The 16222-nt window shown below is 29.7% G+C and carries 17 protein-coding genes and 1 pseudogene; 5 read left to right on the top strand and 13 right to left on the bottom strand.

Annotated features, from left to right (window positions below):
* Positions 1 to 132 precede the first annotated feature (132 nt).
* From F811_RS0102450 to F811_RS0102440, 3 genes are all read left to right on the top strand, one after another.
* On the top strand, positions 133 to 804 hold the full coding sequence (locus F811_RS0102450) for a hypothetical protein (RefSeq protein WP_020003702.1): 672 nt from the start codon (positions 133 to 135) through the stop codon (positions 802 to 804).
* A 110-nt stretch (positions 805 to 914) separates the two neighbouring features.
* Positions 915 to 1205 carry a hypothetical protein gene (locus F811_RS0102445; RefSeq protein WP_020003701.1) on the top strand — a complete coding sequence of 97 codons (291 nt, stop codon included), beginning with the start codon at positions 915 to 917 and terminating at the stop codon, positions 1203 to 1205.
* Positions 1202 to 1519 (top strand): hypothetical protein, encoded by a 318-nt coding sequence (locus F811_RS0102440; protein WP_020003700.1) that lies wholly within the window; start codon positions 1202 to 1204, stop codon positions 1517 to 1519. Before F811_RS0102445 ends, F811_RS0102440 begins: the two co-directional genes overlap by 4 nt.
* Before the next feature lie 131 nt (positions 1520 to 1650).
* On the opposite strand, the gene floA is transcribed toward F811_RS0102440, so the two are convergent.
* From floA to F811_RS0102400, 8 genes are all read right to left on the bottom strand, one after another.
* The gene (floA, locus tag F811_RS0102435) at positions 1651 to 2667 is read right to left on the bottom strand and encodes a flotillin-like protein FloA (RefSeq protein ID WP_020003699.1); all 1017 of its coding nucleotides are present in this window, start codon (positions 2665 to 2667) and stop codon (positions 1651 to 1653) included.
* A 23-nt stretch (positions 2668 to 2690) separates the two neighbouring features.
* Positions 2691 to 3395 carry a UMP kinase gene (pyrH, locus tag F811_RS0102430; protein WP_020003698.1) on the bottom strand — a complete coding sequence of 235 codons (705 nt, stop codon included), beginning with the start codon at positions 3393 to 3395 and terminating at the stop codon, positions 2691 to 2693.
* A 218-nt stretch (positions 3396 to 3613) separates the two neighbouring features.
* Positions 3614 to 4954 (bottom strand): sigma-54-dependent transcriptional regulator, encoded by a 1341-nt coding sequence (locus tag F811_RS0102425; RefSeq protein ID WP_020003697.1) that lies wholly within the window; start codon positions 4952 to 4954, stop codon positions 3614 to 3616.
* A complete protein-coding gene (locus F811_RS0102420) occupies positions 4947 to 6140 on the bottom strand; it encodes a two-component system sensor histidine kinase NtrB (protein ID WP_020003696.1) in 1194 nt (397 codons plus the stop codon). Before F811_RS0102420 ends, F811_RS0102425 begins: the two co-directional genes overlap by 8 nt.
* Positions 6141 to 6203: 63 nt before the next feature.
* Entirely contained in the window at positions 6204 to 6758 is a 555-nt protein-coding gene (locus F811_RS0102415; protein ID WP_020003695.1) for a GNAT family N-acetyltransferase, read from the bottom strand.
* A 27-nt stretch (positions 6759 to 6785) separates the two neighbouring features.
* Positions 6786 to 7319 (bottom strand): methylated-DNA--[protein]-cysteine S-methyltransferase, encoded by a 534-nt coding sequence (locus F811_RS0102410; protein WP_020003694.1) that lies wholly within the window; start codon positions 7317 to 7319, stop codon positions 6786 to 6788.
* Positions 7316 to 7957 carry an isochorismatase family protein gene (locus F811_RS0102405; RefSeq protein ID WP_020003693.1) on the bottom strand — a complete coding sequence of 214 codons (642 nt, stop codon included), beginning with the start codon at positions 7955 to 7957 and terminating at the stop codon, positions 7316 to 7318. The genes F811_RS0102410 and F811_RS0102405 overlap by 4 nt, the downstream gene beginning before the upstream one ends.
* A 17-nt stretch (positions 7958 to 7974) precedes the next feature.
* Positions 7975 to 8547: an HD domain-containing protein gene (locus F811_RS0102400; protein ID WP_020003692.1), complete on the bottom strand. Its 573-nt coding sequence runs from the start codon at positions 8545 to 8547 to the stop codon at positions 7975 to 7977.
* Between the two features lie 177 nt (positions 8548 to 8724).
* On the opposite strand from F811_RS0102400, the gene F811_RS0102395 reads away from it, so the two are divergent.
* Positions 8725 to 10005 carry an ankyrin repeat domain-containing protein gene (locus F811_RS0102395; RefSeq protein ID WP_020003691.1) on the top strand — a complete coding sequence of 427 codons (1281 nt, stop codon included), beginning with the start codon at positions 8725 to 8727 and terminating at the stop codon, positions 10003 to 10005.
* 15 nt (positions 10006 to 10020) lie between these two features.
* Here the strand turns inward: F811_RS0102395 and F811_RS0102390 are convergent, their stop codons facing one another.
* The 4 genes from F811_RS0102390 to galK all read right to left on the bottom strand — a co-directional run bounded on the left by F811_RS0102390 (position 10021) and on the right by galK (position 13936).
* Positions 10021 to 10593, bottom strand: coding sequence for a BAPKO_0422 family outer member beta-barrel protein (locus F811_RS0102390; RefSeq protein ID WP_020003690.1), 573 nt, complete (start codon positions 10591 to 10593; stop codon positions 10021 to 10023).
* A 143-nt stretch (positions 10594 to 10736) separates the two neighbouring features.
* Positions 10737 to 11318 carry a hypothetical protein gene (locus F811_RS0102385; protein WP_020003689.1) on the bottom strand — a complete coding sequence of 194 codons (582 nt, stop codon included), beginning with the start codon at positions 11316 to 11318 and terminating at the stop codon, positions 10737 to 10739.
* Positions 11319 to 11519: 201 nt separating this feature from the next.
* Positions 11520 to 12624, bottom strand: a protein-coding gene (prfB, locus tag F811_RS0102380) for a peptide chain release factor 2 (RefSeq protein ID WP_156821981.1) whose coding sequence is annotated in 2 segments (ribosomal slippage) — positions 11520 to 12551 and positions 12553 to 12624 — 1104 coding nt in all. Because the reading frame shifts where the segments join, the coding sequence is not laid out codon by codon here.
* 130 nt (positions 12625 to 12754) lie between these two features.
* Positions 12755 to 13936, bottom strand: coding sequence for a galactokinase (gene galK / locus F811_RS0102375; protein ID WP_020003687.1), 1182 nt, complete (start codon positions 13934 to 13936; stop codon positions 12755 to 12757).
* Between the two features lie 233 nt (positions 13937 to 14169).
* Between galK and F811_RS0102370 the strand changes: the two genes are divergently transcribed.
* Complete coding sequence (locus tag F811_RS0102370; protein ID WP_020003686.1) at positions 14170 to 15438, top strand: L-cysteine desulfidase family protein; 1269 nt, start codon at positions 14170 to 14172, stop codon at positions 15436 to 15438.
* A gap of 373 nt (positions 15439 to 15811) precedes the next feature.
* Here the strand turns inward: F811_RS0102370 and F811_RS15445 are convergent.
* Positions 15812 to 16222 (bottom strand): annotated as a pseudogene (locus F811_RS15445) (hypothetical protein); the annotation flags it as partial.

Genomic DNA, 16222 nt, shown 5'->3' with positions numbered 1-16222 from the left:
ATCAATCAATCAATCAATCAATCAATCAATCAATCAATCAATCAATCAATCAATCAATCAATCAATCAATCAATCAATCAATCAATCAATCAATCGGTTGGTTTATTGTAATTTTAAAATAAGGATATAAAAATGAAAAGAAAATTAATAATTACTATTTTGTTTACTCTTTTATTTTCATCTGCAGTTTTTCCAGCATTTGAACTTTCTTTAATTCCTAAATTTGGTTTTCAAATTAATTTACCTAATGTAAACTCATCAAGATTTGGTATGAATTATTATAAAAGTTTAGAGCCTAAACTTGATATTAATTTGCAATTAGGATATAAGTTTAAGATTAATAATAATATATTAAACGGCATAAGTTTATTATTTGATACAGGCTTTGACGGAACTTTTATATCAATAAAAAATCCGTATGATTATCAGGTAAATAAAATAGATATATTGAGTTTATATACTGGAATAGGATTAAAATTCGAATTTCATAATTTTAAAAGCGATTTTATATTACCTGCAAATATGACTTTAGGTATAGCATCTGGAGCTAAATATGGAGTGCTTACAGGAAACAATAATTTTAATATAAGCAGAATTCCAATATCTGTTTATGCCAGATTAACTTTAGAAGACAGATTTTATCAAACTGAAAAATATGCTTTTTTAGTATCTCTTGATTTATTTTATGAATATATGTTCTTCAATAAAAACGACATCAATAAACTTTTTTATTCGTATGATGTAAAAAATTATCATTCTGTAGGATTTACTTTAGGTCTGGGAATGATGTTTGGAAGCAAGTAAAATTTAATTAATTAACACATTTAACACTTTACAAACTTTAATATTTTTGTATAATATCACCGTTTGATGACAATAAAATAATAAAAACAATAAATAATAGAGGTAATTAAATGTCTGTAAAATGTGTTTGGTGCGGTAAAGAAATAGAAGAAATACAAGGTCTGGCTACTATGGACACTTGTGATGAATGCGAAGATTTTTTTGAAGAGCATATTGATGATATATCAGAGTCTTTAAATGAACTTCTTAAAAAAAATGAAGCCTCATCATCAAAACCTACAGAAAAAAAAGCATGGATAAGCTATTCACTTATAACAGCCATTCATATGTTAAGTTCCAAACCATATATAGAGTTTAAAGATTCTAAATATAAAGATTTGATTACGGATGATAAAAAATGAGAAAATTATATATAATAACTTTAATATTTTTTTGCTTTGCTGTAAGTTTAACACCTAAATCATCAGAAAACTTTTACTGCGAATACTGCGGAAATAGATTTAACTCTGTAAAAACTCTTACATCACAAAACTGCATGCGTCACCCAGATGGAAATTACAAAGGCAAACATAAACTTTATGAAGGAAGCGAAAAAGATGAATATACCTGCAAGTACTGCGGTAATAAATATAAAACTTTAAAACAGCTAACCTCTTCAAAATGTATGCGTCACCCAAATGGTAATTATAAAGGCTATCATTCACCTGCACTATAATTTTTACTTCTGATATTTTATAGTGAAATGTATAATATTATTATAATCTTTATATAATAAAAAAGGAGCTTTATATTAAAAGCCCCTTTTCATTTATAATTTTATTAAAACTAACCCATTAAATTATTTACTTATTGTTTTGGAGTCTGAGAATTATTATTTTTACTCATAGAATCCATACCTGATATACTATAACGCATTTCAGTATCAGCCATAATATTTTTCATATTATAATAATCAAGCACCCCAATATTTCCTTTTTTAAGAGCTTCAGCAATAGCAAGAGGAAGCTGAGATTCTGCCTCTACAACTTTAGCTTTCATCTCTTCAACCTGAGCACGCATTTCCTGTTCACGTGCTATAGCCATAACTCTTCTCTCTTCAGCTTTAGCCTGTGCAATCTTTTTATCAGCTTCAGCTTGGTCAATCTGTAAGAAAGCACCAATATTGCTTCCAACATCAACATCAGCAATATCAATAGAAAGTATCTCAAAAGCAGTGCCAGAATCAAGACCTTTAGCAAGCACAACCTGAGAAATTCTGTCTGGATTTTCTAAAACTTCCTTATGAGAAGAAGAACTACCTATAGTAGTAACAATACCCTCTCCTACTCTAGCAATAATAGTTTCCTCTCCAGCTCCGCCAACAAGACGGTTAATATTTGTTCTCACAGTAACCCTAGCAGTAGCTTTTACCTGTATACCATCTTTAGCAACAGCAGCAATTAAAGGAGTGGCTATAACTCTAGGTGAAACAGAAGTTCTTATAGCATCAACTAAATCTCTTCCAGCCAAATCTATAGCAGCAGCACGCTCAAAACTTAAATCCAAAGAAGCCTTATCCGCAGCAATCAAAGCATCAGCAACAGCAGTAGGATTACCTCCCGCTAAATAATGTGCCTCAAGCTCATTTGTGCCTATCTTTAAGCCAGCTTTCCATAACTTTATCTGATTTAATACTATAAGCGAAGGATTAACTCTTCTTAAACGCATAGTGATTAATGTTATCATATTTATTCTTACACCAGAAAACAAAGCTGTAATCCAAAGCCCCATAGGGAAAAAATGTAAGAAAATAAATAAAAGTATCAGTATTACTACAATACCGACAAACATAGGAATAATTGGAATATAACCAAAATCAAACATATAAAAACCTCCTAAAAATATTATTAATTATGTACATAAGTTCCTATATCTTCTCCAGAAATAGCCTTAGTAATATTTCCTCTTTCATTCATATTAAATACTCTTATAGGCATATTATTATCATTAGCCATAGCAAAAGCTGTCATATCCATAACTCGTAAATTTTGATTGATAGCTTCTCTAAAGCTAATATCTTTATACATTTTGGCATCTTTATTTGCTTTAGGGTCTTTATCATAAACTCCATCAACATTAGTACCTTTTAATACTATAGAAGCACCTATCTCTAAAGATCTTAATATAGCAGTACTGTCTGTTGTGAAATAAGGATTTGAAGTGCCTCCCGCTATGATTAAAACATTACCGCGTTCTAATATACGAATAGCTTTATCTCTTTCAAAACCTTCTATCATACCTTCTATATTAAAAGCTGATAATATCTGAGTAGGAGTTCCTACTGCCATAAATCTGTCTTTTAATGCTATAGCGTTCATAATAGTAGCGAGCATTCCCATAGAATCAGCTGTAGCTCTTACCATTCCAGTTTTATTTGACAACTGCATTCCTCTAAATATATTACCGCCCCCAACAACAACTGCTATTTGTGTATCATTTCCAGCAGCTTTCATCTCTAATGCTATTCTGTCAACAACATTATTATCAATACCGTATTCTTTCTCTCCAAGCAATGCTTCACCTGATATCTTAAGCAATACTCTTTTTTCCATCAATTGACCTCTTAATTCTTTATATTATATATTTTCTGTATTATACTATTTTTTTAACATATAATCAAGATTAAATAATTTATATAATTAAAATATTTTTAATACACATAAGCAATGATATTTCATAGTTTAATAATTATTAATAAATGTAATTATTAATATAATAAAATATAATTCATATATCAACAACTAATAAATTAAATCAAAAACTGTAATTACTATTTTGAATCTTCTTTTAACTTTCTATAAAGTGTAGCTCTCTCAATACCCAATATTTTTGCAACCTGAGCTTTATTAAAGTTATTATGACTAAGAAGATAATTAATATACATCTTTTCAAGCTCTTCCAAAGTAACATTTCCATCAACAACAAAATCATCATTACTGCTGCTTTTCAATGCCCAATCTGGAATGCTGTTTTCATCTATTTTACCATCTTTGCACATTACAACCATAGTTTCAATAGTATTTCTAAGCTCTCTAACATTACCCTCCCATTGTAAAGATGATAATATTTTATAAACTTTCTTATCAACAGAATTTATTTCTATAGAATGTACCTTTGAAAACTCTTTAATAAAATTATCTATCAAAAGCGGTATATCCTCTCTTCTTTCTCTAAGAGGCGGCATCTCTATTTTTATAACATTAAGCCTATAATATAAATCCTCTCTAAACTTACCTGCTTTTATCTCTTCAGACAATTTTTTATTTGTAGCAGCAATTACCCTTATATCAACATCAATAGGAGTATTAGAACCAACCCTCTCAATTACCCTCTCTTCAAGTACCCTCAAAAGTTTAACCTGAACAGCTTGATTAATCTCCCCTATTTCGTCCAAAAATATAGTGCCTTTATTTGCCGCCTCAAATCTTCCTATCTTTTTATCAACAGCCCCTGTAAAAGAACCTTTTTCATGACCAAATAATTCGCTTTCAAGTACACCTTCGGAAAGTGCCGCACAGTTTACAGTAATATAAGGCTGTTTTGCTCTGTCCGATATCTGATGAATAGCACTTGCTACTAATTCCTTACCTGTTCCGCTTTCGCCCTCTATAAGAACTGTAGCTTTAGTTCTAGCCACCTGTTTTATTGCTTCATAAACTTTTAATATCTTAGCACTATGACCTATCATTCCGTAAAAACTTTCATTATAGTCAACACGTTTTTCTAAAGTTTCATTAGCCTTTTTTATATTTTTACTCTCTAATGCTCTAGCTATTATTAAAAGCATTTTATCAAGATTAAAAGGCTTAGTCATAAAGTCATAAGCACCAAGCCTCATCATCTCAACTGCAGTCTCGACATTACCATGCCCTGTAAGAACTATAACTGGTATATGCTTATCAAACTCCAATATGTCTTTTAAAAATTCCTCTCCTGTTTTTTCAGGCATTTTTAAATCTGTTATAACCAAATCTATTCCGCCTTTATAAACAGTTTCTATACCCTTCTCTCCGTTTTCAGCAGTTACTACCTCATAACCTTCAAACTCTAATGATTTTTTAATACCATCTCTTATATTTTTTTCATCATCTATTACTAATATCTTAGGCATAATCTAATAAATCCGTATTTAAAAATTTTTGATTTTCTTGCTTTAAAGGCAGCTTTATTATAAACTCACTGCCCTTTTCATATTCACTTTCTATTGTTATATTGCCGTTATGAGCCTCTATTATACGTACTACATTTGTAAGTCCAAGCCCTGTACCATGTCTTTTTGTTGTAAAGTAAGGCTCGAATATTTTATTTAAATCTTCATCTTTTATTCCTGTACCTGTATCCTTTATACTTATAACAGCGTAATTATCAATAGTTTTTAATTTTATATAAATCTCTTTTTTCTTATCATCTTTATTCTCATTCATAGCATCAATTGCATTCTGTATTATGTTAATTAAAGCTTGTTTTATATATCTTTCATCTAATTTTAGTATTAAATTGTCTTTATCAAATTTTATGTCTATACTAACATTATTTTTTTCTATCTCATATTTTAGAAATGAAATAGTAGAAAGAATAAGCTCATTTATATTAACATCTTCAATATTTAATTCTAATTTACGTACAGAAAACAAAAATGAATTAATAGTATCTTCAAGCCTTCCAATTTCCTCTTTAATAATATCAGAATATTCTTTAAAATCCTTATAGCACTGACAGTCATTGTCCATATTCTTTTTTATTATCTTATCTATAAGCTGAACATATATAGAAATAGATCCAAGCGGATTTTTTATTTCATGTGCCACACCAGCAGCAAGAGTAGTGAGAGATGCAAGCTGTTCGGCACGTTTAAGTTTCTGAGCACTTTCATAAGTTTTAGTTATATCAAATGCCTTTATAAGAGTACCAATAATTCTTCCTCTCTCTCCTATAGGAAGTATATTTATCTGAAGTATTCTTTCATTTTCATTATCTTTTAAAAGTTTTGTTTCTGAGTCAGCACTATTAACAAGCTCAAGTATAGTTTTTCCTATATCATTATCAGGTATGCATTTTGAAAGAGATTCTCCTTCTGAGTTTCTTGGTATTGAAAACAAGAAGCAAGCCTTTTTATTTATTCCCTGTATCATTCCTTCATTATCTATTGCTATTATACCCTCTTCAAGATTTTCTATAATAATATTTTGAGAATACCAAAGCGTGGATAATCTTTGAAATACTTTTTTCTTTTCAGCGTCAGAAACTTTATCGAAATTCTGAAAAATTTTATCAAAAAACTGATTAGTTCTATTCATTTTATAAAGTATAATAAAAATAAAAAAAACTTCAATAGATATGCTTTATAATTTTATACGATTTCATACTTCATCATTTATTATAGTCATATGAACATGATCTTCCCATTTACCATTAATCTTTAAATATTTTTTGGCAAGTCCCTCATATTCAAAACCTAATCTTTTTGCCAATTCTAATGAAGGTTTATTATGAGGCATGATATTGGCTTCCACTCTATGAAGCTTTAACTCTTTGAAAACTATTATTACTGCTGCTTTTAATGCCTCTGTCATATATCCTTTATGCTGCTCAAACTCATCTAATTTATAACCTACAGTAGATGATAAGAAAGTGCCCATAAATATATTAGTAAAATTAATCATTCCTATAATTCTTTTTTTGTCTTCTATTTTATAAATCCAAAATTTAAGCATTCTTCCAGCTCTGATTTCTTCAAGTTCTCTTTTTATAATATTTTTATGCGTATTAACTTTATAAAAAACTTCTGGTCTTTCTGGGTCAAATTTCTTAAAAAAATCTATGTTTCTGCTGTAAAAATCTGTTATACTCTCTGCCATATTTATGCTTGGCTGAACTAAAAAAAGTCTGCTGGTTTTATAAGTCTTTTTAAGCATAAAAACAACCTCTTTTATAAATAATAATTAAGGAATAATCTTAAAATCTACTATATTAAATCCCTCATGAGAAAGCAGATACTCTTTTTTATCCAAACCTCCAGCATAACCAGTTAATCTTCTGTTAGAACCTACAACTCTATGACATGGTATTATAATAGCTATACTATTTTTTCCTTCGGCTGTGCCTACCGCCCTTGATATACTTCCCTTTTTATCTGAAATATTTCTTGCTATATCAGAATATGTCAAAACTTTTCCAAAAGGTATTTTTGAGGTTTCAATCCAAACATTATATTGAAAATCGGTACCGTATACTCCTAAATCTACAGTAAATGTTCTGCTGTTTTTTGAAAAATAATTATCAAGTTCTTTTTTTACTCTTTTTATAATGGAAGGTTCTTCATCTTTTATAATAATTTGATTATCATTTAAATCGAATGTTAACGAAGTAATATATTGACAGTTATCATCAGAAGTAATTATTAAATCCCCTATAGGACTTTTATAAATATAGGCTTTTTTAGAATCTTCTTTTTTATCAAGCCTAATAATCTTCACAATCTAACCTTTTTAAGATTAATAAGCGGGCATGATGAATAAAGACCTTCTACCACATCTGGATTAACAGCAGCCGATGCATATTCAAGTACATTAACACTTACTAAATACTCGGCATCGATAGAAGCTACATATTCTGCAGTATCTCTCGCCGTATAAAATACGCAGTAGTCCAAAGCCACACCTACAAAATCAAGTATCAGTGTTTCTTTATTTTCTCTTGCAGCATCAATAAACTCTTTATGCATATAAGAAAAACCAGAATTTCCCTCATCATCAGGATCAACACCCTTTTGAACATATATATAGTCTCTCTTCTTTCTAAGACCATCAACTATAGCCGATCCGTAAGTCCTTGCAACGCAATGACGAGGCCAAAGAGTTAATATCTCTTCATCACCTGTATCCTGATCTATTACTTTTATTTTTGAAAAAGGCTCTTTTTCATGAGTAGAAGCAAATGATATATGATTGGAAGGATGCCAATCCTGAGTAGCAATTATAGCATCATATTCTCCGTTTTTTATAAGATCATTGATTACAGGTACAAGTTTTACAGCACCCTTTACTGCCATAGGGCCGCCTTCCATATAATCATTTTGCATATCTACTATTGTCAATATCTTTATTTTACTCATAGCACTAAATCCGTAATTTAGGAAATTTTCTTAAGCCCTATACTTTCCTGTATAGGTATAAGTGCCTGTATAGTTTCTTTAATAAGTTCATCAATTGGAACTCCTAACATATCAGCACCATTATTTATTACTGTTCTATCAACTTTAGCTGCAAATGCTTTATCTTTTAATTTCTTCTTTACTGATTTTACTTCCATATCGTCCAAACTCTTTGAAGGTCTCACTAAAGCACATGCAGTAATAAACCCTGCAAGCTCATCAACAGCATATAATGTTTTCTCCATATTGCTTAAAGGCTCAATATCAGTACAAAGCCCATAACCATGACTCTGAATAGCACGTATAAAATCGCTTGGAAGTCCTTCTTCTTCAAGTATCTCCTTAACTTTTATACAATGCTCATCTGGATATTTCTCATAGTCCATATCATGCAAAAAGCCAACCATACCCCACTCGTCTTCATCTTCACCATACTTTTTAGCAAAATATCTCATCACTGCTTCTACAGATAAAGCATGTTTAAATAAAGACTGCTCTTCATTGTATTTTTTAAATAATTCTACTGCTTTTTCTCTTTCTATACTGGCCATTTAAAAACCTCCAAAGATTAGCATAAGTATATATTATATTTTTCTATTTTTCAATATTTTTATTCTTATATTTATATAAATTAAAATAAATATCACAAAAAAATTATAATAAAAATCAATATAAAAACGATTATTATATAGTATTAGTATACATAATATTATTAATAGGACTTAATAATGAAAAAAATTATAATAGCTCTTATATTTATAACATTTATAAATCTATACGCTGTAACTGAAAATGAAAACAAAATGATAAATGCTGTAAAAATAGGAGATGTAAGAACTATACAAACATTATTATCCCAAAATGTAAGCCCTAATACTAAAGATGAAAGAGGATACTCTTTACTGCATATAGCGGCAGAAAATAATCAAACCTCTTCTATAAACGCATTAAAAAACTCTCCATATACTGATTTGAATATACTTTTAGATAAAAATACAAATATCACAAACAATAATAAAAATATAAATGTTTCATACTGCTCTGCTATGGACATCGCTGCTATTAATAATAATTTTGAAAGCGTAAAATTATTAATAGATTCTGGAGCAAATATTAACTTTCAAATTAAAGAAAAGCCAAGAAGTGAGTTTTTAGCTTCAGAATATGCAACCCCACAAATATTAGAGCTTTATTTAAATAAAAATATATATCTTCTTATGAACAGCGAAGATGTTATATCATTAATAAAATCTGCTTCCATTGGGAATAATGCTCAAAATATAAACTATTTGGTAAAAACTTTAGGTATAGATGTAGATACAAAAGATACGAATACAATGCTTCATTATGCTGTAGGTGTTGGTTCTATTCAGGCAGCAAGTGAATTAATAAAATTAGGTGCTAATGTTGATAATACAAATGCTTATTTCAAAACACCTTTGCAGTATGTAATAGAAAATGATTCTAATAAATTACTTGAAAGTGTAAGCCTCTTACTATCAAAAAATGCTGACCCTAATATACAGGATAAAGATGGTAATACTGCTATGCATTTGGCTGTAATGAACTTAAGCAAATCAAAAGAATATCTAAATGTTATGAACTTGCTTATAAAATATAATGCTAATATTAATATATTAAACAATGATAATGCAATGCCAATAAATATAGCCGCTGAAAATAACTATACTGAAGCTATGAATATACTAATAAATGCAAAGTCAGAATTAAATAATATTTATAAAGGATATGCTCCTATCCATATGGCAGTGAAAAATAATAACATATATGCTGTAAAAAAATTATTATCAAATGGGGCATATGCTGATATAAAAGATGAAGTAAGAGGATATACTCCATTATGCATTGCAATAGAAAATAATAATTATGAAATGTGCAGAACTCTTATAATAAATAATGCATCTATAGATAATAATGCCATAAACTTAATAAATAAATCAGCAAATGAAGAAATAAAAAAATTATTAGAAAGTCAGAGAATGGATTAAATTATATTAAATTATTTAAAACCAGTATCTAAATCCAAAATCCCCAGAAAATCTAAAAAATTTTGCAAAAGTCCAGCCAGTATGACTAGGATACCAGCCAAAAGTACCAAATCCCTCACTTCCTACCGCTATTACATTAAGCCCCGGAGCAATCTGCAAAAATATCTCCCAATCTCTGTCAACTATAAAAGAAACGCCAAGCGGAACTCTTACACCTAAACCTATATTCCAATAATTATTACCAAACTCTGCCACAGCCTCAGCCCCAGCACCAAAATAAAGCCAAGCATCTGATTTTCCAGCCTCTCCAAGTCTATGCTTTAATCCCCACCAATCTGCACTAGCACTTAATCCCAACCATGCCCAGCCCTTAGGAGATATGCCTACATTAAATATACCGCTGAACATAAAAGGAACAACATCAAATTTTCCTGTTACACCTAAAGATACCTGACTCGGAAAACTAAATCTAAGAAAAAAACCAGCACTGCTTCCGTCTGGGTAATCGGCATATAATTTTGATGATAATGAAAAAATAGAACAAAAAGAAATTATTATAAAAGCATAAACCGCCGTTTTTCTAAACATAGTATAAAAGTCCAAATTAGTATTTAATTATTATTTTTAATAAATATAAAAAATAATATCGAAAAGTAAAGAAATTATCTTTATAAAAATAAAGCCCCGCTTAAATAAAAAGCGGGGCCATTAATTTCAATGATATTTTTATATTAGAACCAATATCTGAATCCGAACTGGAATGTCAAATGTAGGAAATGTCCTATATTCCAACGATTTCTATGTCTATCATCAGTATCTCCTAGATAAAAACCTAACAAAGATACACCATAGCTATCCGCATGCAAAACGTTAACAACTGGAGCAGGTTCCAAGAAAATTTCCCATTTTTGTTTGATTAAGAAAGAGAAGCCTATAGGCATTCTTAAACCAGCATTAATTGACCAATAATCTGAACCGAAAGCAGTATCAGCAGCAAGTCCAGGTCCTAAATAGAAATGAACATCAGACTCTCCTGCTTTACCCAAAGGTATTTTTAGTCCCCACCAATCCATAGTTAAACCAACACCGAAATATTGATAACCATTGTTAAATACATTTGCCACAGCCTGAACACCAAACATCAAAGGTACACCTTTAAATTGACCTACTAAAGTTAAACCTTGGTTTGGATATCCAAAAAATAATGAAGCTCCTATTGCCGCTCCGTCAGAATAAGCAGCTTCTGCCTTTTTTGGCATAGCAGCAGCTAAAACTAATATCATAGCTGCTACGAGTGTAATCTTTTTGAACATAATATTCTCCATGTTTTATTTATAGACACTATACTATTTATGTATAAAAATGTCAATAATTAACATAATATTATTTAATAAAAGTTTTATTTGTATAACAAATAATAAAATTTATTTTACCAAAATAGGTAAATCATAAAGTTTTTTTGATTATTTTATAATAACAGATTATATTAGTATTTTAAATTATATAAAAAATTGTTACTTTTTTATTTGCTGTTTAAGATATGCTGATATAAACTCATCAATATTACCGTCCATAACAGAGTTCATATTTCCAGTTTCATGCCCAGTTCTTAAATCTTTTACCATTTGATAAGGCTGAAAAACATAACTTCTAATTTGGTTTCCCCAAGCTATATCTGTTTTTTCCCCAGCTATTTTTTGTTTTTCTTTATCGAGTTTTTCTTTTTCAAGCTGATAAAGTTTTGCTTTAAGCATTTTCATAGCCATATCTTTATTATTATGCTGACTTCTTTCTGCCTGACACTGAACAACAATATTAGTAGGTATATGAGTAATTCTTATAGCTGATGAAGTTTTATTAACATGCTGTCCGCCTGCTCCTGAAGCTCTGTATGTATCTATTCTCAAATCGGAAGGATTTATTTCTACCTCAATATCTTCATCTATGTCTGGCATAACACTAACTGCCACAAAAGATGTATGTCTTTTAGCATTGGCATCAAAAGGCGATATTCTAACCAATCTATGAACGCCTATTTCAGAACGCAAATAACCATAAGCATAAAGCCCCTGAACATAAAAACTTATCTGTTTTATTCCAGCCTCATCACCCGGAAGTTCATCAGTAGTTTCAACTGTAAAGCCATGTCTTTCACAAAAACGTACATACATTCTTGAAAGCATAGAAGCCCAATCACAGCTTTCTGTACCACCAGCTCCTGCATTCAAAGTTAAATATGCATTCTTACTGTCAAATTCTCCAGAAAATAGATTTTTAGTTTCAAGTTCATCAAAAACACGCTGAAGCTCTATACATTCACCCTCAAGCTCTTTTTCCATTTCCGTATCATTTGACTCAATAGCCATTTCTACAAGTTCATATATATTATTAGAATTTTTTATTAGATTTTCTACAGGTTCTATCTTATCAAGAAGAAGCATTCTCTCTTTCATTAATTTTTGAGCTTTTATATTATCATTCCAAAAATCATCTTTAGCTGATATTTCATCTATCTCTTTAACCCTTTTATAAATAGAATCAGGGTCAAAGATACCCCCTTAATATTTCAGACTGTTCCTTAATATTTGATACCGTATTTTTTATCTCAGATAATGTCATAAACCACTTCCTATTATGATATAAATAACTCTAACATATTAAAAAAGTTATATGCAGATTTGATATATATAAAATTTAAACTTTAATATATTTATTAATAATATATAAATTTATAATCGCTTAAAAGAAATTATTCTTCAGTAGGAAGAATTCTTGTACCATTAGAAGGCTTTAATATATAAACGTCAGCGTCTCTTCTTGTTCTTTCTTTATAGTGAGCATATAAATTTTCTATAACATTTTCAACTTCAGTTTTCTTCAAAAATAATAAAACTCCGCCTCCAAATCCAGTACCTATCATTCTAGCCCCCAAAACTCCGTCCATATTAGTAGATTCTTCAACCAATATATCAAGCTCGGCAGTAGATACCTCGTACAATTTACTCAAACCATCATGAGTTTTAAGTATCAAATTAGCCAAATCTTTTATAGAACCTTTTTTAATAGCTTTTACAGCCTGATTTACCCTGTCCTGCTCTGCTGAAACATATAAAGCACGTCTCTGCTCTTTATTTTGAAGCGTTTCTTTTATAAAATCAGCATCTTTAGGCTTTAAATCGGATAGAGATTTTAAATTCGGTTTTTTATCTTTAAGTTTTTTTAATGCATTTTCACATTCTCTTTTTCTAGCATTATATTCACTGTCACTTGAAGTTCTCTTCTTATTGCTATTAACAACAGCCATACAATAGTCGCCTAAATTAAAATCAAAATATTCATATTTGAATGTTTTCATATTAAAGAAAAATAATGTATTTTCTTTAGACATAAATATTGTAACATGATCGCTTAAAGAAGTTCTATGAGAAGCATATTTTATCTCACCTTCATAAGAGAGTTTAGCCATTTCTATAGGATCAACATCTTTTATATTATTAATATCCAAAATAGCATAAGTTAAACAAGCACATAATGAACTTGAAGATGCCAAAGATGTATTAAAAGGCAAATCGGTATAAACAAAAATATCCATACCATGTATTTTGTACTCTTTTTCCAAAATAACAGAAAAAACACCCTTAAAATAAACAGCCCACTCATCTTCCTTGTTTTTTTCCAAATCCTCTAAAGTAAATGACTTTTTAGCCTTAAAAGAATGAGCATATATATTAACTTTATTATCAGGTCTTTTTCTTGCAACTATATAGGTACCTCTGTCTACAGCAGTAGTTATGGTATCTCCGCCTGAATAATCTATAAGCTCCCCTATTATTGTTACTCTTCCGGGAGCAAAGTATAATTTTGTATCGCCTTTTTGTCCGAAAACTTCTCTGAATCTTGCTACTATTTTTAAATGTAATCTAGGTATCATAATTTAATTCTCTCAAAAATTATCTGTTATAAATATCATAAAATAGAAAAAAATCAATAGTATAAATAATACTATTATAAAAAAAATAGTATTTTCATAAAATAAATCATTTAATTTTATAAATCGTAAATTTTTTGGAAAACTAAAATAAATAATTTATTAAAAATATTGATTTTGAATATAAAGAATAATATAATATTAATATAATACACTTATTGAAAGGACAAATTATTATGGATAAAACTTTATACAACAGCTATATAAATATATTAAAAGAAGAACTAATACCAGCATTAGGCTGTACTGAGCCTATAGCAATAGCTTTTGCAGGTGCTAAAGTAAGAGAAGTACTTGGAAATATGCCTGATTCTGTAACTGTAAAATGCAGTGGTAATATTATTAAAAATGTTAAAGGTGTTACTGTACCAAATTCAGGAGGATTAAAGGGTATTGATGTAGCTGCTGTTTTAGGTATAGTGGGAGGAGATCCTAATAAAAATCTTGAAGTTTTATCATCAATTAAAGAAGAAGATATAGCAAAAACTAAAGAACTTATAAGTAATAACTTCTGTCAATGTGATTTGATAGAAGGTTCTGAAAATTTGCATATTATAATAGAAGCTAAATACAAAGATTCTTCTGCATTAGTAGAAATAAAAAATGCTCATACAAACATTACAAAAATTATCAAAGACGGTAAGGAAATATTCTCTGCTGATAATTCTTTAAAACAAAAAGAACATGATGACAGAGAACTTTTAAATATAAAAGACATATTAAACTTTGCAAATGAAGTCAATATAGAAGATATTAGAGAAACAATTAAAAGACAAATTGATCTAAACTCAGCAATAGCCGAAGAAGGATTAAAAAATGATTACGGTTCTGGTGTAGGAAAGACATTGATAAAATATTATGGTGAAGATGTACGCAACAGAGCTAAAGCATATGCTTCTGCAGGTTCTGATGCCAGAATGGGAGGCTGTCCTATGCCAGTAGTTACAAACTCTGGAAGCGGAAATCAGGGTATAACTGTATCTGTACCTGTTATAATATATGCTAAAGAAATGAACGCCTCTGAAGATAAACTATACCGTGCTTTGGTACTTTCAAATTTGATTGCAATACTTCAGAAAAAACATATAGGTAAACTTTCAGCATTCTGCGGAGTTGTTTGTGCTGCAACTGGTGCTGCTTCTGGTATAGCATATCTTAATAATGCAGACTACAAAATTATTTGCGATACTATTACAAATGCTCTATGTACTATAGGCGGTATGGTATGCGATGGTGCTAAATCTTCATGTGCTTCAAAAATATCCGAAGCTCTTGACTGCGGAATACTTGCTTATAATTTGGCAAAAGACGGAAAAGTATTCAAATCTGGAGACGGTCTTGTAAAAGATAATATTGAAGCTACCATTGACAGCATAGGAAGAATGGCTAAAGAAGGTATGAAAGGTACAGACATAGAAATACTTAATATAATGATAGATAAGTAATTAAAAAATGACAGACTTTTCTAAAAACTAAGTTAATCAATACTGACATTATTTTTATAATTAGACTTTTTGTAAGTATACAGAGTTGGCACTTTGCATACTTACAAATTCCAATTTTGTACATATAAAAAAAATAATTTTTGACAAACTATAGTTGTTTAGCTATATACTGGAACGATTTCACTTTGTCAACTGATGTACATTATATAGAATTATCAACTTTTTTGCCGCACACACCACAGGTGGACTTCATCAAATGCAGTCTTTTTGGTTCTTTGTGCCAACAAAAGAACTGGGGTGTGGGGCAAAGCCCCGCAAATATCAAAATTTAAAAAATTTATTTTTTGACAAACTATATTTATTTAGGTATATACTAATTAATCTCAAAAGTATAATGCGTAACAGCCTCATCAGGACGGAAATAATCGCTGCCCTTATCTTTAATTATCTTTAACATATCAGCCATTGCTTTATAGTATAAGAAATAATAATCATACTTTTTATAATCTTCCATAGTCATAGCAGTATCAAGCAAAGCATAATATTTCTGTGAAAGATTCAAGGCTGTTTCATATTGAGTATTAAGTTTAAACTGTCTGTCATAATCAACTAAACGCACTATTTTATTATTAAAAGTAAATAAATCAGCTCCGCCGCTCTCCCAGCCTATAGAAGAAGTTGTTTGATTATTAGGCACAACATTAACCCAGTCGGATTCCTGTGCTTTGTCTGGAGGAATTGAAGACACTTGTAATTGATAATAACCAGACTTTTTAATATGCTC

The organism is Brachyspira innocens ATCC 29796 (assembly GCF_000384655.1).
GTDB classification, from domain to species: domain Bacteria; phylum Spirochaetota; class Brachyspiria; order Brachyspirales; family Brachyspiraceae; genus Brachyspira; species Brachyspira innocens.
This window is presented reverse-complemented; position numbering and strand designations above follow the sequence as displayed.